Source organism: Gluconobacter sp. Dm-73, from assembly GCF_018256215.1.
Taxonomy (GTDB): domain Bacteria; phylum Pseudomonadota; class Alphaproteobacteria; order Acetobacterales; family Acetobacteraceae; genus Gluconobacter; species Gluconobacter cadivus.
Window position 1 is genome coordinate 16,609 of record NZ_JAERLW010000005.1, and the last position, 25,075, is coordinate 41,683.

A 25,075-nucleotide genomic window follows, 5' to 3' on the forward strand; every position below is an offset into this window, starting at 1 on the left:
CATGGCGTTTGTTGCAACCAAAGGCGGCGAAGAGGCGATTGCCGCAGCCCATGCCTGGCGTGCCGATCGCCGGCATGGTGATGGTGAAGGCTGCACGCTCAAACAGGCCACCACGAGTTTCGGGCGCGCCATTGACCGCGTGATGGCCGAAGGCGCGCTCTATGATCCGGACCTTGCGGCCCGTGCCCTGCTTCAGGCCGAAGGGGATCTGGTGGAAGCGGCGTTCCTCCTGCGCTCTTTCCGCGCCACACGTCCCCGTCTGGTCGACAGTCTGCCTGTCGAGACGGGAAACATGCGGGTCCAGCGTCGCGTCTCGGCGATTTTCAAGGATCTCCCGGGCGGCCAGCGCCTCGGCCCGACAACGGATTATTCGCATCGCCTGTTCGAAGCTGACGACGGCGAGCAGCGGTTCGAACCAACCCTGACCGCCCCACCTGCCGAAACACCGTGCAGAATACCGGGTGCCATCAGAATTCTGGGCGAAGAAGCCCTGCTTGAAGGCGTGCCCCTGCCGCATGACGCAGATCTACCGCCCGATCTCTCAACCACGCCGCTCCGTTTCCCGGCGGAACGCCGGGTTCGCCTTCAGGCGCTGGCACGCGGCGACGAGGGGTTTCTGCTCTCCCTCGCCTATTCGACACAGCGCGGATACGGAAATACGCATCCTTTCGTCGGTGAACTGCGGATGGGGGAAGTGCCCGTCACAATTGCCCCGCCGGAACTGGGTTTTGAAATCGATATCGGCAGCATCGTCGTCACCGAATGCCAGATGGTCAACCAGTTCAACGGCTCCAAGGTCGCGCCACCGCAGTTCACGCGTGGCTATGGGCTGAGCATCGGACATGCGGACCGGCGCGCCATGTCCATGGCGCTTGTGGAGCGTGCCCTGCGTGCGGAAGAACTTGGGGAAAGCACGGGTAATCCCGCGCAGGATCCGGAATTCGTGCTTTCCCACTGCGACAGCATCCAGGCGACGGGATTCGTGGAGCATCTCAAACTGCCCCACTACGTGGACTTCCAGAGCGAACTGGAAATCGTCCGCGCCATCCGCGCCGAAGCGACCATGCCGACACAGCACAAGCAGGAGGACGGCGATGATCTCGTATAATTTCGCCTATCTCGACGAACAGACCAAATGCAGCATCCGTCGCGCCCTGCTCAAGGCCGTCGCCGTCCCCGGCTGGCAGATCCCTTTCGGCAGCCGTGAAATGCCTCTGCCCTATGGCTGGGGAACAGGCGGAATTCAGGTCACGGCGTCTGTCATCGGTGAGACAGATCGACTGAAGGTCATCGATCAGGGTGCGGATGATACGACAAATGCAGTGGCGATCGCGTCTTTCTTCAGACGGATGACGGGAGTGGACATCACGACGCGCACCGCAGATGCCACGATTATCCAGACCCGGCACCGCATTCCCGAACACCCGCTGACGGAAAACCAGATCATCGTTTATCAGGTCCCGCAGCCCGAACCCCTGTGGCGCCTCATTCCTGAGCGGCCCGTCGCCATGCGCGCCCATGCGCTCGGCGATTACGGCACGATGTACGTCAAGCTCTATGAAGATATCACCCGTTTCGGCCGCGTCGCCAGCGCCTACGAACATCCCGTCATGGTTGGAGACCGGGTGCTGATGTCCCCAAGCCCCATTCCGGCTTTTGACAACCCGAAAATGGACCGCATGCCCGCGCTTCAGCTCTTTGGCGCCGGGCGCGAGCGGCGCCTGTATGCCGTGCCGCCCTACACGTCCGTACGGTCACTGGATTTCAGCGACCATCCGTTTCACCCGGGACGCGCGGACGGCACATGCACACTCTGTGGCAGCACGACCAGCTATCTGGATGAAATCATCATGGATGATCAGGGAACGCGCCGTTTCGTCTGCTCGGATACGGATTACTGCTCTGAAAGGCAGGACGCGAAAGAGGCCACGTCATGAGCATCCTTCTTCAAGCCACAGGGCTGAACAAACGTTTTCAGAGTATCGATGCCCTCGACGATGTGTCCCTCACCGTCAGCCGTCGCGAAATCCTTGCTGTTGTTGGCGAAAGCGGGTCCGGGAAATCCACGCTTTTAGCCACGCTTGCGGGGCTTCAGACCGCAGATTCCGGACGCATCACCTATTATGGTGGGGACCGGCCGCGGGATATCGGCGATATGGACGAGATGCAGCTTCGCCGCCTGCAACGCACGCAATGGGGCTTCATTCACCAGAATGCCCGTGCGGCCCTGCGACTGGATGTCAGCGCCGGTGGCAATATCGGTGAACGGCTCATGATGAATGGCGCTCGCAATTACGGCGACATCCGCGAGACCGCCGCCCGCTGGCTGGATGAGGTCGAAATCGGCCGCGAACGCATCGATGAAATGCCCCTGAACTTTTCCGGCGGCATGCTCCAGCGCCTTCAGATCGCTGCCACGCTCGTCACCAGCCCCGAACTCGTTTTCATGGACGAGCCGACGACCGGACTCGATGTTTCGGTCCAGGCCCGTGTGCTCGATCTGATCCGCAACCTCGTCCACAAACTCGATGTCGCGACGATCATTGTCACCCACGACCTTGGCGTGGCGCGTCTTCTGGCGGACCGTACGGTCGTCATGCAGGGGGGCGCAATCGTCGAACATGGTCTGACCGATCAGGTTCTGGACGATCCGCAACATCCCTACACCCAGCTTCTCGTATCCTCGGTGCTGCCCTCATGATACTTTCCCATTCCGGGCCGCTGGCCATCAATGCCGCCGACCTGCACAAACGTTTCGTTCTCCATCTTCAAGGCGGACTGCAACTCGACGTGCTGCGCGGAGCCAATCTGAAGGTGCAGCCCGGCGCGTGCATTGCCCTTGTGGGGCCGTCCGGCGCCGGGAAATCCAGTCTGATGCGTGCCCTGTATGGCAATTACAGGATTGATTCCGGCTCCATCCGGATTGCCCATGACGGGGGGATGGTCGATATCGCATCCGCCTCCCCGGCGGAAATCCTCGCGGTCCGGCAGTGCTCTTTGGGGTATGTCTCGCAGTTTCTGCGGGCCATTCCACGCCTCAGCGCCCTGGATGTCGTCGCTAGTTCCGCCATTGCGCGTGGTATTGACGAAAACGAGGCGCGGCGTCAGGCCGGAGCAATGCTGGAACGCCTGCGCATTCCCGCCGCTCTCCATACTCTGCCGCCCATCACCTTTTCGGGCGGAGAACAGCAGCGCGTCAATCTGGCCCGCAGTTTCATCTGCGACTGGCCGACCCTCCTGCTCGACGAGCCCACGGCCTCCCTCGACCCCACCAGCCGCGATACAGTCTGTGACCTGATCGCCGAAGCCTGCAACCGCGGGTCAGCCATTGTCGCCATCGTTCACGATCCCGCACTCCGCGACCGTATCGCCGACCGCAGCGTACGGCTCGAAAACGGTGCCACCCTTGAGGAAATCCCTGCATGACCCGACTGATCAATGCACGTCTCGTCCTTCCGCACACCATCCTCGACGGCGACCTGACGTTTGATGATACGGGCATTATTGCTCCGGAAGCGACCACATCAGACCCTGCCGGGGATGTGCTGGATTGCGACGGTGACTTCATCATCCCCGGCATCATCGACCTGCACACCGACAATCTCGAACGTCAGGTCCTGCCGCGCGTCAACGCGCGCTGGCCGTCGCGCTCAGCCTTCATTGCCCATGATGCGCAATGCGCCGTCGCAGGGGTCACGACCGTTTTCGACTCCCTCAGTCTGGGAGACATCAATGGCCGCGACCGGATCCAGACCTTCGAGGACGGAATCGACGATCTGGCGGAACTGTCTGCTGCCGGTGTCCTGCGGGCGGAACATCTCCTACATCTGCGCTGCGAACTGATCGCGCCGGAAATGCAGGAGCTGTTCGAGATGGTCCGGGACGACGAGCGTCTCCAGCCGATCCTGCGTCTGGTCAGCCTCATGGATCACTCTCCGGGCGTGGGCCAGTACGCCGATATCGCCCGCTGGCGGAAAGGACGACTGGGCGACGGCCTGACCGAAATCGAGATCGATGTCTCCCTTGAGAAAATCCGCGCCAACCGGATCGAGCATCTGGAAAAGAACAGGGCCTATGTGCAGGCGTTCTGCCGCGAAAATCACGTCGCTCTGGCGTCCCATGACGATCGTCTCGAAGAGGAAGTGAACCGGAATCACGCGGATGGAATTTCCATCGCGGAATTTCCCGTTTCCATGACTGCAGCACGCTGTGCCCACGCCCTGAACATGGATGTCATTGCCGGAGCCCCCAATATCGTGCGTGGGGGGTCGCATTCCGGAAACGTGAATGCGATGGATCTGATCCGCGCGGGACTGGTGACGGCCCTCGCCTCCGACTATGTGCCATCCGCCATGCTGGAAGCCGCTTTCTGCTGTGTAAACCAGAAAGCCCTTCCCCTTCCCGACGCCATCCGCCTGATCACGGACGGACCAGCCCGGATCGCAGGCCTGACTGACCGGGGACGGATTGAAGACGGTCATCGCGCGGATCTCGTTCAGGTGCATGTCCATGACGGCCTGCCCATCGTTCGCCGCGTGTGGGTGGGAGGGCGCCGTGTCGTCTGATCCCGCCTATCGCTACGCCCTGTATTACGCGCCCGAACAGTCCGATCCGCTGTGGCGGGTGGGCTGTGAGTGGCTTGGGCGCTCTCCCGTGACGGGCGATCCGGAACCGGATCTGCTCTCACAGGCAGACGCAGACCGCGTGAAGCTGACGACCTCGGCCAGACGCTATGGTTTTCACGCCACCATCAAGGCGCCGATCGCCCTGTCTGGCAGTGTCGAGGACTTTCTGGCGGATGTGGCAGCACTGGCGGCGACCGTGAAACCATTCACCCTGCCGCGGCTGAGAATTTCGGAAGAAGACGGGTTCACTGCGCTCCGTCCGGTCGTTCTCAATGACGTCCTGCTGTCGGCCGGAGAAACCTGCGTCCGCGTGCTGGACCGGCACCGTCGCCCCGAAAACGCCGAGCGTGCTGCGGCGCGGGCCCGTCACTGTACCGAACGGCAGAAAGCCCTTCTGGCCCGCTGGGGATATCCCTATGTCTGTGAGGAGTGGCGGTTCCACATGACGCTTGCCGATGACATTCTGCCGTCTCCTCTGCGCGCGGAAGTCGAAACACGGTTCGCCCCCGCCCTGGCGATGGATCGCAGGGTCACGTCGCTCTGCGTCTTTCAGGAACAGTCTCCGGGTGCGCCCTTCACCATGCTGGCCCGTTTTCCTCTCGCGGTGCAGCCATGACAGTCGGGCGTCTGATCCTCGTCGTCGGCCCCTCCGGGGCGGGCAAGGATTCCGTAATCGGATATGCGCGCCAGCACATGGCACAACAGAACGTCGTCTTCGGACGCCGGATCGTCACGCGCCCGGCGGATGCGACCGAAACGCCGGATACGATGGATCTGGCGCAGTTTGAACAGGACGAACGTGCAGGTCTTTTCCTGACGTCCTGGCGCGCTCATGACCTGGCTTACGCCCTGCCCCTCTCCCTTGCCGAAGATGTGGCCGCGGGAAAGCAGGTCGTGGTCAATGTCTCACGGCGCGTCATCCCCGAGTTGCGGGAACGTTTCCCCTGTTTCGTGGTCGTGGTTGACGCTGACGAAAAACTCCGTCGTGACCGGATTGCGTCCCGGGGACGCGAAGCACCCGCCGCGCTCGAAGCCCGTCTCCGACGCCGCATCCCGACCGACTTTCATGCCGATGCCATCATCCGCAACGAAGGCTCTCTGGCCGAGGCAGGCGAAGCACTCATGCATCTGATCGGGGCACCGGATCATGACTGACGCCAACCGCACCTGTCTGATCCCCTGTCTGGAAGTTTTCGAACGCCAGTTGCATGCGACGCCCCGGATAATGGCCGATCGAAATCTCGATCGGACGTCCGGCGGGGGTCACGTTATAGCCGACGGTTCGCAGGATGGGATCGTTCAGCTCGATCCGCAGCAGGGAAGCCTCGTGAGAATCCGGGCACCGCGTACTCACCTGCGTCCTGCGCCGGACACTCTCAAGACCCAGTTTCCTCAGCGCCTCGGTAATTGAATCATGCGCCTCCAGAGCCGCCATCAGCCCTTCATGCAATCCGGCATCGAAAATATGCCGCGAGTAGGACACCGGACGGTCGGCGGAATAGCCGATCCGCTCCAGCACGATCACGTCCGGCACCCCTCCCAGCAGATCCCTGGCCAGAGCACGATCCGGCGCGTCCACCAGAGCCATACGACGCAGGGACAGTTTGCGCCGTGTGGTCGGCCGGTTGCTGTCCTTCATCAGTTCGCTGAATCTCGGACGGGCATGAATGCGGTATTCGACCGGATCGTCACACACGAAACTGCCCCGGCCCTGCTCCGTCCGGATCATGCCGATACTGGCAAGCTCTTCCAGCGCCCTGCGGATCGTATGGCGATTGAGCTGGAAATGCCGCGCCAGATCGTTCTCGGTCGGCAGCTTTTTTCCCGGTTCGTAAATACCGTTGCGAATACCTTCAGAAAGGGAATTGGCCACGTCCCGCCACCGGGGAAGTCTTTCCGTCATCTGCCACCTCTTCGCGATCACCGCGCGAAAATCATGCGCTCGTGGACATTCCAGAAAGGCACTCAACATGTCTAGACATGTCATGAAAGTTTCATCGCTGGCCGCGTTCTGCATGGGGCTATCCGTCTTGTCCGTCCCCATCACAGCCTCTGCGGAAGATGAGGTGCCGTGCCCTCATCCGGACGGAATCACGTTCGCCATCGAGCCCTACGAGCCCATCAATACACTTGAGCCCGTCTTCCGCGCCATCGGAGAACAGCTCTCCGAACGTCTGCACTGCCCGGTCCATGTCATGATTACGGTGTCCTACAGCGCCGAGATCGAGGCCATGCGTTCCGGCCATACGGACCTCGGACTGTTTGGTCCGCTGGGATATGTGATGGCTCACAAGATGGCGGGCGTCGATGCCATCGCGGTCCTCTCCACACCCACCGGCCAGGCAGGCCTCTATACCGCCAGCATCGTCACGCGCCCGTCGACTGGAATCCATGATCTGGCCGGACTCAGGGGGCGCAGCTTCGCCTACTCCGATCCGGCCTCCACTTCGGGCCATCTGCTGCCGGCAGCGGCCCTGCGCAACGCGGGGCTGGATCCGGACCATGACCTTGCCGTTCGTTATGCCGGCACGCATACCGCCGCTTTCGAAGCCATTCGCAACGGTCAGGTCGATGCCGCCGAACTCAACAGCGAAACAATCGCCGATGTGCGCGCAGTTGGCGAGTACGACCCGAAGGATTATGTGGTTCTCTGGCAGTCCGAACCCATCCCGCAAGGCCCGATTGCGGTTGCAGCCGGCCTCTCCCCGGCTTTTCGCCAGAAGCTCCTGACCGCGCTTATGAGTGTGGATGTCAGTAAAATCCGCCTCAATGATAACGGAAAAGATACGGTTGCCGCCTCCCGTCTGACACCGCAAACAGATGCCGCCTATGACGGAATCCGCAACCTCACGCCCATCATTGGCGTCGATACGCATCGGGGGCCGTGATGAGCGAGACGACGGACCGCTCCCTGCTGCTGCGTGGGATCACCAAATCTTATGAAACAGGTGCAGGCGGTTCGAAAACCGTTCTTGAGGGCATCGATCTGCATATTGGCCCCGGAGAACTGGTCGTGCTGCTCGGTGCGAATGGAAGCGGCAAGTCCACGACGCTCAAGATCGCATCAGGCATGATTGCGCCTACCGCTGGGGAAGTCCGGATCGGCAGGACCGATATCACCCAAATGCGTGGAGAAACCCGACGACAGTCCCGCATGAAACTGGGCATGGTGTTTCAGGATGCCCGCCTCATCAGGCGCAGAAGCGTCCTGTCCAATGTCCTGTGCGGCACCCTTGGACGTCATCAGAACATCGCCACAGCGCTGGGATTCCTCCCTCAGTCCGAACGTCCCCTCGCCATGGCGTGTCTGGAACGTGTAGGCTTGGGCGCTCTGGCGGGTCAGCGGGCTTCCACGCTGTCAGGGGGACAGGCGCAGCGTGTTTCTGTCGCCCGCGCCCTGGCCCAGAAGCCATCCGTCATTCTGGCTGACGAACCGGTAGCCAGTCTGGATCCTGAATCCGCAGAAGAAGTCATGACCCTGCTGACGACAGTGGCCCGGAACGAGCGACTGGCTGTTCTCTGTGTTCTCCATCAGATCGATCTGGCGCGCCGTCATGCAACCCGTCTCATTGGGTTGAAAAAAGGCCATATCGCCTTTGATCTGCCGGCCTCCGAAGTGACCGACACCATGATCTCGACCCTCTATACAAGAGACGCCCCATGACCAGAACAAATATCCAGCCCGCTCCCGACAGCGGCAACACGGCGGTCGCCCGCTTTTCGTCAGGCACGTTTCTGGGCTGGGGCGGAGCGGCCATCCTGCTGTTCATTCTGGCGCAGGCCGCCCATAACACACAGGTCAGCCCCACCAATCTCATTACGGGTGCCGGGCGGATTGTAGATATCGTCGGACGCGCGGTTCCCCCAGACTGGAGTCAGCTTCCATCCGAATGGGGCCCAACCCGCGAGACGATCGACATCGCCCTGATCGGGACAGCGCTGGGGGCCATACTGGCCTGTCCGCTGGCCCTTCTCTCGGCACGTACGCTTGTTCCCAATCCGGTCATCCGCATGCTGGCCCGAAGCATCGTCGCCTTGCTTCGGGCTGTTCCCGACCTCGTCTGGGCACTGATTTTCGTAACAGCCGTTGGTCTGGGGCCATTTCCCGGTGTCCTGTCCTTAATTCTGCATACCGCTGGCATGCTTGGCAGACTAGGTGCGGAAATGATTGAAGACATGGACGTGATGCCCCTGGAAGCGATGGAACTGGCAGGCGCCAATCGACTACAGATTTTCATACACGGCATTCTCCCAACTCTTATGCCTTCAATGTTTGGTCTGATCCTTTATAGGCTTGATGAAAACCTGCGCTGTTCCCTGGTGCTGGGGTTTGTCGGCGCGGGCGGACTAGGCTTTCAGCTTTTCACAGCCATCAGTCTCTTTCAGTATAGAACTGCGTCGCTTCTGCTTCTGATGATTCTGGCAATTGTTCTCATTGTGGAAACATCGTCTTCAGCAATAAGAAAACGACTGATGTGATCAATCTCCGCAAATTTTCTGGGATACACTGAAGCAGCTTGATACCCAGAAGATACCGCGCTCTGTGCGTCTTGAAAGGCTTATGACAATACCAGAAGCAGAGCCAAAACGGTAAACGACACCCCTATCGCCTTCGTTTCAGGTAACTATGGTGCATAACCCTTTTCTGAAAGCGAAATATGAGACGTCTCACCATCGCCGTCATATCCTGTTTATTCCTCCTGTTAACAGCATCTGAGGCGTTCGCTCAGAATTTTCCGGTTGAGCGGGCTGTCAACAATCTCGGCTTTCAGACGACTTATCAGAAAACAATTTCGGTCTGTGCGTCAGGGTGTGATTATTCCAGCGTTGTAGCGGCATTTACTGCTGCGGTCGGTCAGGCGCACAAACTAGCCACTCACGGCATCATCGTCGTCTCCGTTGCTGACGGCACCTATACCGAGACCGCACAGGCCTTCACGAACGATCCGGCGTCCTCTGCGGTTCAGGTCATCGGAAACACCCACGACCTGACAAAAGTGCAAGTCAATTTCACCCATATCTCCGGTACGAACCAGAGCGGCTTCATCGCAATCGGCGGCGGCCAGATTGGCCTGATCGACGGCATGACCATCAATGGTATTGGCGCACAGGCGTCTCATACAAACACCCGGACGACATGGAAGAACCAGTCTTACGGCGCCGGGATCATGGCGCAGGGAGGGTCGGTCATCAATCTCGGCCCGCACATGGATATCGAACATTTCTACTACGGCGTCGAAGCAGACGATGGCGGTGTTGTGAATGCCCGTTCGGGGGGTGTGAAAGCCGGAGATGCCGGCGATGTTGCATTTATGGCAAGGGGAAATGGCGTCATCGTCTGCACACCCTGTACGGCCGTTCGGGTCAGCGACCTCACCAATCCGGACACAGCAAAACTGGGCTATTGCTACGATGCCGAACGCGGAGGTGCGCTTTATATCGACGGTTCGACATGCTCACAGTTCGGATCGGGAGGACTTTACGCGCTAACCAACGGGAAAATGTGGGCGCACGGCGTAACCGTTTCCAATCCGCTGAACACAACTCTTGCGAAGGGCGCATACGCCTTGACCGGTGGCGTCATCGAAAGCCAGAACTCAACCTTTTCAGGGGGTTACATCGGCGCAGAAGCGCAGGATCTCGGCGTCATTACCTGTAATTATTGCACATTCAAAGGAGTGTCTTCCGATGGAGTTGTCTCTGACGGAGGCGCTTTTCTGGCGGGGTCTTCGGTCTCACAGAATAATGCGGGCTATGGCTATCATGCCATTCATCAGGGCGTCATCCGGCTCTATGGCGTAACCGCGAAAACGACCGGAAACAAAACCGGAAAATTCGCGGCAGACACAGCAGGGACGGCAAATGGCGTTGCCTATACCGCCGCTTCGGTTTTCGTCGGCAACTGAATCCTCCCGGCAGGCTCGCTGTTTCCAATCAACCCAGCCGCCTCCGGGCAGTTTTTATATCTGGAGAACGCTTCTTTCAGACCAAAAAGCAGATTAAAGACTGTATCCCATTCTCCGATACAGCCCGTTAATCACCGAAACACTGCGTCTCGCCTCGGCCAGATCAGGCGTTTCGTCCGTATTGTCGTAACCAAACCCCATATCATCGCCCAGCCACTGAACCACGATCCCGTCTCTTCTGGACACAACATAGACGTTTCCAAAACTCATACTGCACAGCGCTTCCGGCTGGGGAATGAGCCACGCGATCTGTCCGCGTACGGGAATGATGCTGTTGTCATTCCACAGCGCCCGCGCGCCATACCCGGTACAGTTGATGAAAACCGGTTCTGGAAGACCTGTCAGTTCAGACGGATGATGCAGGGTCAGGATCTTGATCTTTCCGCCCTGCTGCAGGAACTGCCGCATCAGATAGTCCGAATAGCTGGCAACATTGAAAATCAGATTGGGCTTCTTGTGCACTTCCGAATAAGGAAGCCGGCTGTCGTCCACCCGAATCAGGTTCCCCTGCGGTTCGATGTCCCGGATCCGCTCGTCCAGTCTGGCATAACCGATTGGATCGGCGTGAGGGGCGGAGGGTTCACGGGAATGCAGGCCATAAAACGTATCCCATTCCACCGGATTTCCCGGCAGCCCCTGAAGGCTCTGGTAACAGGAGAACGAATACCGGGCCATGCTCTCCCACCGTGCGGCAAATTCCGGTGTAACGGCGTCTGCGCGCGCAATGCGGGACGATGGCGTCCAGCTTCCGGACGCCCGTGACGAGCGGACGAACGGCGGCAGAGCCTCGGTATAGATCGTCACCTGCGCGCCAGCCTGCTGGGCGACGATGGCGGTTGTCAGACCAATCGCACCACACCCGATCACCCCGATATTTCGACTGACAGGCAATGCCCGCTCCACAGCCAGCTTCGCGCTCCCCCATGACAGCGACCAACCGCTACCACCATGTCCATAATTATGGACAACCGTCTTGTGCCCGACCTGAACAACATCCAGACGCGGCCCGGCGGCCCTGAAAGGACGCAGGCAGACCGTAATGCGGTCAATCCTGTCCGTCCGCGCCCGAATGACTGGAATGGAACGGACGTCAGCATCCAGATCGGGATTGAAAAGCGGTCGGGTCGCGCAGGCGGACAGGCCGGAAAGACCGACAACGGACGCCCCGCCTGCCATGACATGCCGACGGGAAAGAAGAGGCATCATAAAACCTTCCGGCTGGGACAGTGCATTCGATGGAAAACGAGCATCAGGCAAGCCGGGCAGGAAGGGAATTCTCAAAAAGCCTGCAAAGCATAGCCTCAGGTTATGGCCGCCCTGAAAAGCAGCCTCGGAGACGTTCCGCCACATCTCCTTTTGCAAAAGAAACGTAAAAAGAGTTTCATTCATTGCGGAAGGTACCGGAGCCCGCATCCGCTCCTTCCGCGAAACATTCAGCAACCCGCCTTCAGAACAAGGACCGCCAATGCGCCTGCGCCAGATCGAAGTTTTCTATGCGATCATGACGACGGGTTCGCTACGACGCGCCGCGGAGCTGCTTCATGTCTCGCAACCAGCCGCCAGCAAGGTTCTGCGCTACGCTGAACAGTCTTTGGGATTTGCGCTGTTCGAGCGGGCGGGAGGACGGCTTGTTCCAACGCGGGAAGCCCTCATCATGCTGCCACACGTCAACGCCATTTTCGAAAAACTGTCCGACCTCAAGCGCCTGACCAACAATCTGCGTTACGCGCGCGATGGGCACTCGATCAGTATCGGATGCGTACCGAGTCTGGGTCTGGGACTGGTGCCACGCGTGGTGCAGCGTTACCGCAAGGATCATCCGGGCATGGAGCTGACGATCGATGCCATGCACGGCACCGAAATCGTCTCGCGCATCATGAACCATGACCTCGATCTCGGAATCGTCTTCGGCGACTACACATTCGAAGGCATGACGGCCCTGCATCTTGCGGATATCCCGCTGATGATGATCGACGAAGAAGGCGGTGAAGGTCCGGTCAGCGTCACCGACATTGATCCCGAACGCTATATCGGGTTGAGCGAAAACGATCCCACAGCCCGCATGCTCGACATGCTGCTGGAAGAAGCGGGCGTTCCGGCCAAGACCCATGTGCGGGTTCGAACCCATTTCATGGCCGCCGAACTCGTGCGCCTCGGAGGAGGATGCGCCATCGTGGATGCCGTAACGGCCCTGCATCATCCGGGACTGTCACCGCCCCGCCCCCTTTCTCCGCCTCTGAGCGTCAGCTGTACCGTCCTGTTCCGGGCCGATCATGCTCTCTCGCATATTTCGCAGGATATCCTCGCCCTGCTCCGAAGCGAACTGGATGTCGATCTGCGCGCCCTGAAAAAATCCTGACAAAATGACGGGCAGATCTTAACCCGAGGTTAAGAGCACACTGCATCTTAGGACAGGACAGTCAGACCGTTTCGTGCTCTGAATGATGCTTCTTTTCGCAGGGTCCCGATGAATCCGGGGCCGGAAAATCATATTCAGAGCCGCCCATGATCCAGCCTGCCCGACAGTCCCTCATGCGCGCCATCTCGGCAGCGCTCCTTCTTTGCACGACATGCGCCACACACGCCGCAACGCTGCCCGCAGGACTACCCGAGGGCCTGACCGAACAGGTTATTACCACAACGGTAGAACATGCCCGCTCGGCCTTTGACGTGCCGGGAATTGCGGTAGCCGTGGTGCAGGACGGCGAGATCGTGTTCAGCCGCGGCTACGGACGACGCACACAGGACAGCGCGAGCGCGCCCGTCGACGCCCGCACGATGTTCGCCATCGGCTCCAACACCAAGGAATTCACCGCAACGGCACTGGCGCAACTGGTGGATCAGGGCAAACTGGGATGGAACGACCGCATCATCGATCACATGCCGGAATTCCGCGTCGCCGATCCGTCCATCACGCGGGACTTCCGCGTCTCGGATCTGCTGACACATCACAGCGGCATGGGACAGGGCGCAGGAGACCTGATGCTGTTTTCGCACAGCACCTTCACGCGCCCGGAGATTCTGGCGGCTCTGCCGTTCATGCCCTTTACGGCCCCCTTCCGCAGCGATTACGCCTATAACAATCTTCTGTATGTCGTGGCGGGCGCTCTGGTGGAGCGCATGACGGGCCAAAGATGGGAAGAGGTCGTCCAGAAACACCTGATCGACGCCGCAGGCCTGCCCGCCTGTCAGAGCACGCCACCGGTCAAAGGCCAGACAGACGTAGCCATCGGCGAAGGCGAGAGCACCGTCCTGCCAGACCGCAGCGCCCTGCGCCTGCCAGCCGTCGCACCCGCAGGCGGCATCTGGTGCAGCGCCGATGGCGTAGCACGCTGGGCCCAGACCTATCTCAATGGCGGCCGCGCCCCGAACGGCCGACAAATCTTCAGTCAGGCCAGCCGCGACACGCTCTGGGCGCCACACGGAATTCTGCCCCTGCCTGACACGGCCGCGGCCACAAAGACCCATTTCCGCGCCTATGGTTATGGTTGGTTCATGGAAGATTTCTTTGGTCTCAAGCGCGTCTGGCACACAGGAACCATCAGCGGAATGGTCAGCTATGTGACGTTCTTGCCAGAGCGGAAATCAGCCATTATCGTTCTGACCAACCATTACAGTCACGCGGCTCCTTTCGCCATCGCGACGGAACTCAGCGCCTATGTCGCGAACGGCAAAAGTGCGGACTGGGTTACGTATTTCCAGAACGAGCAGAATGCCAAAGAGGCGGCGAACAGGAAAAAAGCCGCCGAAACCGGCCCTGGCTCGCCCGCCCGACCTTTCATCACGCTCCTGGATGCAGCGCAAAAGGACTATATCGGAACCTATCGCGATGACTGGCGCGGCCCGATTTCGGTCAGTGGCCGGGGAAAGGATCTGCGGATGTCTTTCAGCCATGCTGACGGCCTGACCGGGACCCTCTCCGCCCTTCCGCATGATCTGTTCGTTGTTCGCTGGGATGACCGCGGGCAGGACGCTGATGACGATTCCTATGTCCAGTTCGAGCGCGACACGTCCGGTCAGGTGACCGGTCTGAAAATGCAGGTTATCGGTTCGGATTTCAGCTTCGATGCACAGGATCTGCATCCGAAGAAAATCAGTTCTTCTCCAGAGGCACTGACTCCCTGATTTATTGTTTTCATTACAAAACAACACCTTAACCGCAGGTTATGGGAAGATGGCCTCTTTGCATTGGCCCGAGCGGTTTGGGAAATGTAGGTTTTGATCATGATAATGGCGCAGGGGATTATAACATCTCCCTGCGCCCGGCCTCTGGACGTTCGGGACTTTTATGGCTGGCAAACGGACCATCACCATCATCGGCGGAGGCGTGATCGGCCTGACAGCCGCCTACGCCCTCGTCCGGGAAGGGCATGACGTCACCCTGATCGAACGTCGCGGAGACGTTGGGCAGGAAGCCAGCTTCGCGAATGGCGGCCAGCTCAGCTACCGCTATGTCAGCCCACTGGCCGATGCCGGGATCGCGCGGGACGCCCTGGGCTGGCTGTTTCGCCCAAACTCCCCGATCTCCCTTCGCCTGACGGCCGATCCGTCCCAGTGGCGTTGGCTGCTCGCGTTCCTGCTCGCCTGTAACCGGCAGACAAACCGCCGCAATGCTGGCGTCCTGCTCGATCTGGCGCTCAGTGGGCAGGCGGAACTTCAGACCTATCGCGAAGAAGGCTTGCGGGACTTCCTGTGGCGGCGTCCGGGAAAGCTCGTCCTGCACCGCAACGCCACCACTTTCCACAAAGCTGCGAAATCCGTCAGCGACCCGCAGCGCCAACATGCGCTCTCCCCGTCCGAATGCGCGGAGATCGAACCCGCCTTCGCAGGTCTGCGTGACAAGATCGCGGGCGGTATTTTCTCGCCCGAAGACGAAGTCGCAGACTGCTTCCTGTTCTGCGAAGCCCTGCGCGATGCCCTCGCATCGACACCGAATTTTCGGCTCATCCATAGCAACGCCACCCTCACGGCTGGTCCCAGAAACCGTTGTACCGTCTTGCTTGAGGGCAAGCCGTTCGAGACCGATCTCGTCGTTCTCGCAGCCGGGATCGCCTCCCGCAAACTGGCCCGACCGCTCGGGATCGACCTGCCGCTTTACGGCCTGAAAGGCTACAGCCTGACTACAGGTCCGCGCCCCGGCCTCGTTCCTTCGGTCAGCGTAACGGATTATGATAACCGCGTGGTCTATGCCGGGCTGGGCGACCGCCTGCGGGTTGCCGCGATGGTCGATATCGGCGCGCAGGACACACGCCTGAACCCCAAACGCCTCGGCGAACTCCGCGCGCTCGTGAACGAAACGCTTCCGGGCGCGCTGAGCCAAGGCACACGGGGTCAGGGCGACGATACACCTTGGGCCGGACTGCGCCCCGCCACCCCCACGGGCGTCCCGATCATCGACCGCACCCGGTATGACAATCTTCTGCTCAATGTCGGGCAGGGCGCCCTTGGCTTCACGCTTTCGGTCGGCTCGGCCCTGAGACTGAAAGAGATCGTGGCCGGGTGCGATTCCCGCGCCGTCAGTTGAAAAAGGAAAAGGTTCTTATGCAGGCCACCCGCCGCACGGTTCTTCTTGGCGGCGTCGCTGCCACCCTGTCCGCGACGGGATTCAAGACCCGCGCCGCAGCCCCCCTTCAGGGTCTAAAAGGCCTCGGCCAGCCGGTCGAAATTCTGGAAGACCGCTGGGGCGTCCCCCATGTCCGCGCGCAAAGCATCCCTGACGCTTTTTTCGCAGACGGCTATCTGATCGCCCGCGACAGGCTGTGGGAGCTGGATTTCGGCCATCGCCAGTCTCTGGGGCGTCTGGCGGAAGTGTTCGGCCCGGCCTTCGTCCCCTCCGACACGGCCAACCGGCTGGTGCTGTTTCGCGGTGATGCCGAGGGCGAACTCGCGGCCTTTCCTCAACTGACCCAGGACTGCGCCCGCGCCTATGTCGCCGGGATCAACGCGCGCATCGCGGAAGTCACCGCAACACCCGCTCTCCTGCCCCCGGAATTCGGCATTTTCGCCGCCACACCTCTGCACTGGGATGTGCTGGACCTGATCCGTATCCGCGCCGAAGTTACCGGCAACACCCGCACCGAAATCCGCCGCGCCCGACTGGCCGTACGCGGTGCGCTGGCCTACGACGCCCTCATCACGCCGCTGGAACCTGTTCATGACCTGCGGGTGCCGGACGGGCTGGACACTGCCGCCATCAGCGAAGCCGATCTCGGACTGTTCGGCGTGCTTCAGGCCCCCCTGCCCCGCCACGACATCCGCGCCGCAGCCGATGACGGCACGCGACGACGAAACGAGGGCAGCAATGCCTGGGTCATCGCCCCCTCCCGCACCGCAACCGGCCGTCCCATTCTGGCCAACGACCCGCATCTGTCCTTCGGCGTGCCCGGCCCGCGTCACGTCATTCATCTGACGGCACCGGGGCTGGATGTAATCGGCGGCGGCGGGCCGGGTATGCCCGGCGTGATGCAGGGCCATAACGCGACGATCGCCTTCGGGCGGACGAATTTCCATATCGATCAGGAAGACCTGTTCATCCTGCGCACCAACCCCGCCGATCCGCTGCTTTATGCCCATCAGGGCGGCTGGAAACGCATGGAACAGGTCGAGACGCGGATAGCAGTCCGTGGCGAGGCCGAGCGTGTGGTGAGCCTGTTCTATTCGGTGCACGGGCCGATCGTCTCACGCGATCCGGCACGTAACCGCGCCACCTCAGTCTCCGCCACATGGCTTGCCCCCGGCGCGAACGGGCTTCTGGCCAATATCGGAATCAATCTGGCCCATGACTGGACCAGCTTCCGCGAAGCCCTGCGCGTCCATACCAGCCCGACCAATTTCACCTATGCCGACACCAGCGGCAATATAGGCTGGCAGGCCGCAGGCGGTCTGCCCCGTCGCGCGCCGGGACATGACGGGCTGATGCCCGCACCGGGAGACGGGCGATACGACTGGCAGGGTCTTCAGCCGCTCGAAGCCCTGCCCAGCAGCTTCAATCCCGCCCGCGGCTGGTTCGGAACATCGAACGAGATGAACCTGCCCCCCGACTATCCGGTCGAGGAACGGCGCGTCAGTTTCGAATGGCGCGACGGCTTCCGCCACGAACGCGTGGCTCAGGTGCTGGATGCCACGCCGCGTGCGACCCTTGCCGACAGCGTAGCCCTGCAACACGACACATTCTCTGTGCTGGCGCTGCAAATGGTCCGGCTCCTACCCGACGTCCCGCCCGACCTTGCCGCAGAGGCCGCAGTGCTCAAAGCATGGAACGGTCGTGTGGATGCGTCGAGTGCAGCCGCCGCGCTGTATGAAGTCTGGTGGACCCGGCTCGAACGTGCCCTGCACGCGCTCATCATCCCGGCCGCCCTGCACGACCTGCTGCCGGGGCCGGTGAACGCCACGGTTCAACTCTCCCTGTTCCAGTCCCCCGACGCCCGCTTTGGCGCAGATCCGGTGAGCGCACGGAACAGGATGCTCGTCGAACAGTTCCGGGAAGCCGTTCAGGAGTTGCGGAAGCGCCTCGGCCCGCTTCCCGCCGCATGGCGTTGGGGCGCGCTTCATACCATCACGCTGCGTCACCCGCTCGCGTCCGTCCCGGCCATCGCCGCAGCTTTCCCCACGGTCGGCGGTCCTTCCGCCCAGAGTGGCGGCGACCCCTATACCGTCATGGCCCGCTGGTACAGTCCCCAGACCGGGGGGGCCGACGCCTATGCCACGACCGGAGGCGCCAGCTATCTGATGGTGTGTGACGTCGGCGACTGGGACCGCTCACTCTATCTCAACTTTCCCGGACAGTCCGCCGATCCGAAATCGCCGCATTACGCCGATTTCCTGCCTGTCTGGCTGCGTGGGGCCATGCAGTCGCTGTCTTTCAGCACCCGCAATGTCGATGCGGCCACTGTCCGACGTATGACACTTCGACCGGAGGATCGACCATGAGCAACTGGCATATTCGCAGCCTCACACTGATCGCCCTCGCGGCCCTGTCTTCAGCCGCACAGGCGCAGACACGGGTCCAGACGCCCACCGAGACCACCCATGCGCTGGATCATGTTCTGACGCAGGGTGAGGTCCGTCCGCTGGCCGCCATTGCCGCCGTCCGTCTGCGACACGGTCAGGTTGCTTACAGCTATTATGGCGGCTTTGCGCGACAGAGCCCGGACGCAACGGTGCCTGTTGGGCCACAGACGCTCTTTCGCATCGCTTCGATTTCAAAAGTCGTCACGACCATCGGGCTGATGGAACTGGTCGAGCAGGGCAAGATCAACCTCGATCACGATGCCTCCGACTATCTGGGATTCCGGCTCCGCAATCCGGATTTCCCCCAGACACCGATTACGGTGCGGATGCTGCTCAACCATACGTCCAGCATTCGCGACGGTGACAGTTACACACTCCCTCCCGAACACCGCATCAGCGAAGTCTTCGACGCAACCCACAAACCCGGCGATGCCAGCTATCATTTCGCCCATGGCGAGGGACACGCGCCGGGCACATGGTTCAGCTACTGCAATCTTTGCTATGGCCTTGTCGGCACGATCATGGAGCGTGTCAGCGGCGAGCGCTTTGACCGTTACCAACAGGCGCATGTGCTTGATCCGCTCGGGATTGATGGCGGCTATAACCGCGCCACCCTCACCCATCCCGAACGCCTCGCCACGCTCTACAGCCACCAGCCCACAGGATGGAACGCCGAGACAGACACCCTGCCACTGGTGCAGGTCTGGGATCCTGTCGCACTCGCTCAATACAAGCCCGGAACCAATGGCACGCTGTTTGCCCCTCAGGGCGGCCTGCGGATTTCCATGGAAGGGCTGACCCGGCTGGCTCGTTTCATGCTCGGCCACGGCACGCTGGACGGCACGACGCTGCTTTCGGCCCGCAGCATCGCCCTGATGCAGACGCCGAGTTGGCAGTATGACGGAAAGAACGGCGACTGCCCCTACCCAATCGCCAGCTACGGCCTGAGCATGGCGCGCCTGACCGGAGCACGGGATTCTTCGGGCCGCGAAACCCGGCCCTATAAAGGCTATTCCGGCGATCTGGCCGGTCATCTCGGCGATGCCTATTCGCTGCATTCGGGCTTCTGGTACGACCCCACAACCGGCGACGGCTTCCTGTTCGCCGCAGACGGCTTCCCCGACGCCGGGCAGGAACGTGCGGGCCTCTTTTCATCATTCACCCGCGTCGAGGAAGAGATCTTCACCGCCCTCGCCGGAGCCGGGAAAGACATCCCATGACCCTTCGCCTGTCCCTCCTTGCTGCCTCGGCGCTCCTTGCCGCCACAGTCTCCGGCGCAAACGCAACCCCCACGCAGGACAAAATCCAACTGGGTACCCTTCTGGCCATGCCCTATGCCAACGGCCTGACCGGGGCTGCGAAATCGGCGCGTCTGGCCTGGGTCGAACGTCGGGACGGCGTCCGCAATATTCTGATCTCGGACGGAGGCGCTGCCCCCCGCAGGGTCACGGCCTATACGCAGGATGACGGGACCGATCTGTGGGGCCTCGCTCTCAGCCCGGACGGACAGACACTGGCCTTCGTCGAAGGCGGCGATGCGGAATATCCCAACGACCACGCCCCCAATGCCGGCAACGCCGCTGTCCCGGGCAAGGAAACCGTGCGCGTCCTCCTGCCCGATGGCCGAACCGTCACCGCCGGAGAAGGACATAGCCCCGTCTTCTCCCCGGACGGACGCCTGCTCGCCTTCATGCGCGGCGGCACACTTCTTGTTGGGCAGCCGGGCCAGACGCCGCGCGTGGTCATGACCACGCCGGGCGACATCACCGCCCTGCACTGGTCCCCGGACAGTAACCGTCTCGCGCTCGAAATTGACCGGGGCTCCCACAGCCTGATCGCGCTCTGGGACGCCAGACACAGCAGCGCCGCACCCGTGTTCCTGCCCGCCGCACTGGGCCACGATCAGGACGCGACCTTCTCGCCAGACGGACGCGCTATCGCCTTCGTCCGGGCCTATCAGCCGCTTTTGACGGCCGAACGCGGCAAGGGACATTTCTGGTCCCTTCAGGTCTATGACACCGCCTCCGACGCAGAGCATATGCTTTGGACCGCACCGGAAGGCACCGGGAACCGCTTCTGGGCGCCTGAAGGCATGGACCTGACATGGACCCGCAACGGACAGCTCCTGTTCCCCTGGGAAGGCAGCGGCTGGCTCCGCCTCTGCGCCCTCAGCGTCACTGCACCGGCCTCAACACCACACTGCCTGACGCCGGATCACGCCGAAATCGCGTCTTACCGTCTGTCAGCGGATGAAACACGCCTGCTCTACACGGCCAATATCGGCGATCCGGATCACTGGCGCGCGTGGTCCCAGCCCCTCGATAACACTCAACCCGTAGCCCTCAGCGCACCCAACGAGCAGGTCATGGACCTTACACTGGCGGGACCGGCCATTGCCATGATGGCCACCGGCACAGAGCAGCCCGCCCATCCGGTCGTCCTTCAGGACAACGCCCGACACGTTCCCGTGACGCCCGCCGTCCCGGACGGCTTCACATTCACGCCTCCTCAGGTCGTCCATTTCCACAGCGAGGACGGCCGAGACATTCACGGACAACTGTTCCTGCCGCCCGCCGAAACACCCGGCCCGCATCCTGCGCTGGTTTTCGTGCATGGCGGCCCCCACCGCCAGATGCTCCCGGCCTTCAATCCGATGGGCTATTATTCCAATGCCTATGCCATGAACCAGTATCTGGCATCGCGCGGATATGTCGTGCTGGCCGTCAATTACCGCAGCGGCACCGGCTACGGCGTAGACTTCCGGACCGCCCCCGGAATCGGCCGTGCCGGTGCGAGCGAATACAAAGACGTTCGCGCAGCCGGGCTTTTCCTGCGCAACCGCTCAGATGTGGCCCCGGGCAAAATCGGCATCTGGGGCGGAAGCTGGGGTGGTTATCTGACCGCTCTGGCTCTGGCCCGCAACAGCGACCTGTTCGTAGCCGGAGCCGACTTCCACGGCGTCCATGACATGACAGAGCCAGATCATTCCGGTCTCTCCCCCGAAGAAAAACAGCGGGAAAAGGACAGCGAATGGCACTCCTCCCCGATCGCGGATATCGCCCATTGGCGCTCGCCCGTTCTGCTGATCCACGGGGATGACGACTTCAACGTCGAATTCGAACAATCCGTCCTGCTGGCGCGCATGCTCGTGGAGCGGAACATTCCGTTCGAGGATCACGTCTTCCCCGGCGAACGCCATGCTTTCCTGCGGACACAGGACTGGCTACAGGCCTATCTGTGGACGCTGCATTTCTTTGATACAAAGCTTCCAACCATACAGTCTCATTGATCTTCTATCGGATCTGCCAACGGAAAAAATATCCTGAAATGGCAGATCCTTGCGGAAAACGGGCCATCACTTCCTCTATCGCCCCCAAAATATTGCCTTCGTGAAACGTCAGGGGATGGCGCGTACATAACTTCGGGTTATATGGCGCGCGCAGTTTCGACATCGACGCCTGCGCGACCGACAGGCATATTAATTCGAAACCGAAACATCACCGCCCACTGGCGCTTATCGAAGGAACGAGGGTATGACCGCCAGACTGTCCCTGAAGTCTTATTTCCTGTCTTTTGCGGCCCTGTCATCGGGCGCAACGTTCCTCATGCAGCAGCAGGCTTACGCTGCCGCAACGGTCTCCACGCCTGCCGATACCAAGGCCGATGCCAAGCACGCATCCTTGCAGCCTGCGAAACCTGCCGCAAGTCACAAAAAGACACAAAAACAGACTAACTCCAACCGGGAAGTCATCACTGTTACGGGCAGTCACATCGCAAACTCGCACATCAAGTCCCCGACCCCCATAAGCTCCCTTAACCAGCAGGAAATCCTGAATCAGGCGCCGAGCAACAACCTCGCCGACCTGATCAACCAGATGCCGCAGTTCGCAGGCAGCCAGACGCCCCAGAACTCTGCCTACTCCCTCAGTGACGGCACAGCCGGCATCAACGCGCTCAACCTGCGCAACCTCGGCCCTGTCCGCTCCCTCGTGCTAATGGACGGCCGACGGATCACGCCTTCCGCCATCACCGGCATCGTCGACATCAACACAATCCCCCAGCAGCTCGTCAAACGCGTGGACGTCGTGACGGGCGGTGCATCCGCGCAGTACGGCTCCGATGCCGTTGCAGGTGTCACAAACTTCGTACTCGACAAAACCTATACGGGCCTGAAAGTCAGCGCGGATTCCGGCATTTCGGACTATGGGGACGGTGAGAACGAACACGCCGCCATCGCAGGTGGCTTCGGCTTCGCCCACGGCAAGGGCCACGTCCTGCTCAGCGGCGACATCGCCCATCAGGACGGCATTTTCCACGTCTCCCGCAGTTGGAACGTGAACGGCAGCCGCATCGTCGCCAATCCCGACTATGTCGCAGGAAACGGCCAGCCCTATTACCTTCGCGTCGGTGATGCAGGCACCAACAACGTCATGCCCGGTGGCATCATCAATGCTTCCACGGGCGGCGTGGCCAACTCCCTGCGCGGGATCTATTTCGGCCCCGGCGGCAGCGTCAATCACTACAACTACGGCTCGTTCTCAACGTCCAGCGTCTCGGTCGGCGGCGACCAGAACCTTGCCAACAACAACAAGAACATCGGCCTGGAGCCCCAGAGCGACCGCAAAAACCTCTTCGGACGCCTGAGCTATGACGTCGCGCCCTGGATGACCCTGTATGCGGAAGGCGCCTATAATGAGAGCGAATACGTCTACAATTCCGGCCCCCAGTATATCAGTTCGGTGTCCCTGAAAGGGACCAACCCCTATCTTGTCGATGCGCTCGGCGCGGCAGCCCTTCAGAACGTCTCGAATGTCACCGTCGGCACGACTGCGCTCGACATGCCGTATCGCCGGACCGACAACACGCGCAACGTCCAGCGCTACACGTTCGGTGGCGAAGGCAATTTCGAGATGTTCGGCAAACGCGCCTCATGGAGCGCCTACGGCCAGTATGGCGTCACCCATACGCACGAACAGATCTATAACGTCATGAACACGGCGAAGATCGCCAACGCGACTGACGCCGTCCGCAACTCCGCCGGACAGATCGTCTGCCGCTCGTCCCTGACCAATCCCGGCAATGGCTGTTCCCCCATCGACTGGCTGGGAACGGGCGTCATGTCTCCCGCATCCATCGGTTACGTCCTTGACGCACCATGGCGGAACCAGCGGTTCCAGGAAATCGTCTCGGGCGTGAACCTTTCCACGATCCCGTTCGCAACATGGGCAGGCGACGTGAACGTAGCCGTCGGCGGCGAATATCGTGACGAACGCTCATCGGGATATGTGCCGACCGAATACCAGTCCGGCTGGTCCGTCGGCAATTACCGCCCGACCTTCGGCCATTACAACGTCAAGGAAGCCTATCTCGAAACTGCCGTTCCGCTGGCAAAGGGCCTGGCCTTCAACGGCGCCGTCCGCGCTACGGACTATTCGACCTCCGGCTATGTCACGACATGGAAGATCGGTGGCACCTGGCAGCCCATCAGGGACGTCCTGCTCCGCGCCACGCAATCCCACGACATCCGCGCACCCAACATCAACGAACTCTACAATGCCGGAACGTCCCAGACGACAAGCGTGCTCAACCCGGCAACGGGCCTGACGAACACCGTTCTCGCCACCACGACCGGCAACACGAGACTGCGCCCCGAAACGGCCAATACGACCGTCGTCGGCGCTGTCATTACGCCGCGTTATGTGCCCGGTATGGCGATCTCGGTTGACTGGTTCCACACCAAGATCAAGAATGCGATCGAACAGTTCTATCCGCAGTCCATCATCAATGAATGTTACTCCGGATACACCACGTTCTGCTCGGCCATCCGGCCCGACCCGACAGGCACGCGCGATCTGCTGATCAGCGCCTCCCCGTTCAACTTCGCCAAGCTCGAAACCAGCGGCATCGACATCGACGCCTCCTACACCTTCCCGCTCCGCCGCCTGCTGCGCGACGCCGACGGCAAGATCACCATCCACGGTCAGGCCACGAACTATCTGAAATATGTCTCGGCTTCCGGCGTGGGCTACACAGTCGACACATCGGGCGACATCTCGTCCGGGCCGCCGCGCTGGATCTACCGCTTCTCGGCCACCTACAGCACCGACCGCTACAGCCTCACAGCCATCGCCCATGGCATCAGCGCAGGCAACTATTCCAACAGCTATATCCAGTGCTCTGGAACGTGTCCGGCGTATAACGCCAATTATCCCACGATCAACAACAACCGCGTCACGGGCATTTTCTACTTTGATATGAACGCGACCTACACTCTGCCGGTCGAGAAAATCGGCAAGATGCAGATCTTCCTGACCGTCACCAACCTCGCCAACACGTCCCCGATCCTGCTGCCGGAAGGCGGACTCGAAGCCGACGAAACCTACAGCAACCTGCTGGGCCGGGCCTATCGCGGCGGTATCCGCATGGAGTTCTGAGCCAGCCTTTCCGCACCTGACCTGCCTACGAGGCTGCCTG

At 61.1% G+C, this 25,075-nt stretch carries 20 protein-coding genes; 18 read left to right on the top strand and 2 right to left on the bottom strand.

Features of this window, described 5'->3' with window-relative positions:
* Position 1: 1 nt before the first annotated feature.
* Genes JK176_RS06500 through phnN form a run of 7 tightly spaced genes read left to right on the top strand, consistent with a single transcriptional unit; the run spans position 2 to position 5,780 of the window.
* Positions 2 to 1,108, top strand: a complete 1,107-nt coding sequence (locus JK176_RS06500) for a carbon-phosphorus lyase complex subunit PhnI (protein ID WP_211587127.1) — start codon at positions 2 to 4, stop codon at positions 1,106 to 1,108.
* Positions 1,095 to 1,937, top strand: coding sequence for an alpha-D-ribose 1-methylphosphonate 5-phosphate C-P-lyase PhnJ (locus JK176_RS06505; RefSeq protein ID WP_211587129.1), 843 nt, complete (start codon positions 1,095 to 1,097; stop codon positions 1,935 to 1,937). Before JK176_RS06500 ends, JK176_RS06505 begins: the two co-directional genes overlap by 14 nt.
* Complete coding sequence (phnK, locus tag JK176_RS06510; RefSeq protein ID WP_194262559.1) at positions 1,934 to 2,701, top strand: phosphonate C-P lyase system protein PhnK; 768 nt, start codon at positions 1,934 to 1,936, stop codon at positions 2,699 to 2,701. The genes JK176_RS06505 and phnK overlap by 4 nt, the downstream gene beginning before the upstream one ends.
* Complete coding sequence (gene phnL, locus JK176_RS06515) at positions 2,698 to 3,426, top strand: phosphonate C-P lyase system protein PhnL (protein ID WP_211587131.1); 729 nt, start codon at positions 2,698 to 2,700, stop codon at positions 3,424 to 3,426. The genes phnK and phnL overlap by 4 nt, the downstream gene beginning before the upstream one ends.
* Positions 3,423 to 4,565: an alpha-D-ribose 1-methylphosphonate 5-triphosphate diphosphatase gene (locus JK176_RS06520; RefSeq protein WP_211587132.1), complete on the top strand. Its 1,143-nt coding sequence runs from the start codon at positions 3,423 to 3,425 to the stop codon at positions 4,563 to 4,565. Before phnL ends, JK176_RS06520 begins: the two co-directional genes overlap by 4 nt.
* Positions 4,555 to 5,241 (top strand): DUF1045 domain-containing protein, encoded by a 687-nt coding sequence (locus JK176_RS06525; protein ID WP_211587133.1) that lies wholly within the window; start codon positions 4,555 to 4,557, stop codon positions 5,239 to 5,241. Before JK176_RS06520 ends, JK176_RS06525 begins: the two co-directional genes overlap by 11 nt.
* On the top strand, positions 5,238 to 5,780 hold the full coding sequence (phnN, locus tag JK176_RS06530) for a phosphonate metabolism protein/1,5-bisphosphokinase (PRPP-forming) PhnN (protein ID WP_211587134.1): 543 nt from the start codon (positions 5,238 to 5,240) through the stop codon (positions 5,778 to 5,780). The genes JK176_RS06525 and phnN overlap by 4 nt, the downstream gene beginning before the upstream one ends.
* Here phnN and phnF read toward each other — a convergent pair.
* A complete protein-coding gene (gene phnF, locus JK176_RS06535; RefSeq protein WP_211587135.1) occupies positions 5,746 to 6,528 on the bottom strand; it encodes a phosphonate metabolism transcriptional regulator PhnF in 783 nt (260 codons plus the stop codon). The two genes, phnN and phnF, sit on opposite strands and share 35 nt — an antisense overlap.
* Before the next feature lie 82 nt (positions 6,529 to 6,610).
* Between phnF and JK176_RS06540 the strand changes: the two genes are divergently transcribed.
* From JK176_RS06540 to JK176_RS06555, 4 genes are all read left to right on the top strand, one after another.
* Complete coding sequence (locus JK176_RS06540) at positions 6,611 to 7,513, top strand: phosphate/phosphite/phosphonate ABC transporter substrate-binding protein (protein WP_211587136.1); 903 nt, start codon at positions 6,611 to 6,613, stop codon at positions 7,511 to 7,513.
* Positions 7,513 to 8,289, top strand: coding sequence for a phosphonate ABC transporter ATP-binding protein (locus JK176_RS06545; RefSeq protein WP_211587137.1), 777 nt, complete (start codon positions 7,513 to 7,515; stop codon positions 8,287 to 8,289). Before JK176_RS06540 ends, JK176_RS06545 begins: the two co-directional genes overlap by 1 nt.
* Positions 8,286 to 9,104, top strand: coding sequence for a phosphonate ABC transporter, permease protein PhnE (gene phnE / locus JK176_RS06550; RefSeq protein ID WP_211587138.1), 819 nt, complete (start codon positions 8,286 to 8,288; stop codon positions 9,102 to 9,104). Before JK176_RS06545 ends, phnE begins: the two co-directional genes overlap by 4 nt.
* 179 nt (positions 9,105 to 9,283) lie before the next feature.
* Entirely contained in the window at positions 9,284 to 10,531 is a 1,248-nt protein-coding gene (locus JK176_RS06555) for a hypothetical protein (protein ID WP_211587140.1), read from the top strand.
* Positions 10,532 to 10,624: 93 nt separating this feature from the next.
* On the opposite strand, the gene JK176_RS06560 is transcribed toward JK176_RS06555, so the two are convergent.
* On the bottom strand, positions 10,625 to 11,797 hold the full coding sequence (locus JK176_RS06560) for an FAD-dependent oxidoreductase (RefSeq protein WP_249194290.1): 1,173 nt from the start codon (positions 11,795 to 11,797) through the stop codon (positions 10,625 to 10,627).
* A 259-nt stretch (positions 11,798 to 12,056) separates the two neighbouring features.
* Here JK176_RS06560 and JK176_RS06565 point away from each other — a divergent pair, with 259 nt between their 5' ends.
* The 7 genes from JK176_RS06565 (at position 12,057) to JK176_RS06595 (ending at position 25,035) form a co-directional block, all read left to right on the top strand.
* Complete coding sequence (locus JK176_RS06565) at positions 12,057 to 12,950, top strand: LysR family transcriptional regulator (RefSeq protein WP_194262549.1); 894 nt, start codon at positions 12,057 to 12,059, stop codon at positions 12,948 to 12,950.
* 146 nt (positions 12,951 to 13,096) lie between these two features.
* Positions 13,097 to 14,716, top strand: coding sequence for a serine hydrolase (locus JK176_RS06570; protein WP_249194291.1), 1,620 nt, complete (start codon positions 13,097 to 13,099; stop codon positions 14,714 to 14,716).
* Positions 14,717 to 14,879: 163 nt separating this feature from the next.
* A complete protein-coding gene (locus tag JK176_RS06575) occupies positions 14,880 to 16,115 on the top strand; it encodes an FAD-dependent oxidoreductase (protein ID WP_211587142.1) in 1,236 nt (411 codons plus the stop codon).
* 17 nt (positions 16,116 to 16,132) lie between these two features.
* Entirely contained in the window at positions 16,133 to 18,520 is a 2,388-nt protein-coding gene (locus tag JK176_RS06580; RefSeq protein WP_211587144.1) for a penicillin acylase family protein, read from the top strand.
* Entirely contained in the window at positions 18,517 to 19,821 is a 1,305-nt protein-coding gene (locus JK176_RS06585) for a serine hydrolase (protein ID WP_211587145.1), read from the top strand. Before JK176_RS06580 ends, JK176_RS06585 begins: the two co-directional genes overlap by 4 nt.
* On the top strand, positions 19,818 to 21,890 hold the full coding sequence (locus JK176_RS06590) for an alpha/beta fold hydrolase (protein WP_211587146.1): 2,073 nt from the start codon (positions 19,818 to 19,820) through the stop codon (positions 21,888 to 21,890). The genes JK176_RS06585 and JK176_RS06590 overlap by 4 nt, the downstream gene beginning before the upstream one ends.
* A gap of 244 nt (positions 21,891 to 22,134) precedes the next feature.
* Positions 22,135 to 25,035, top strand: a complete 2,901-nt coding sequence (locus JK176_RS06595) for a TonB-dependent siderophore receptor (RefSeq protein ID WP_211587147.1) — start codon at positions 22,135 to 22,137, stop codon at positions 25,033 to 25,035.
* Positions 25,036 to 25,075 lie beyond the last annotated feature (40 nt).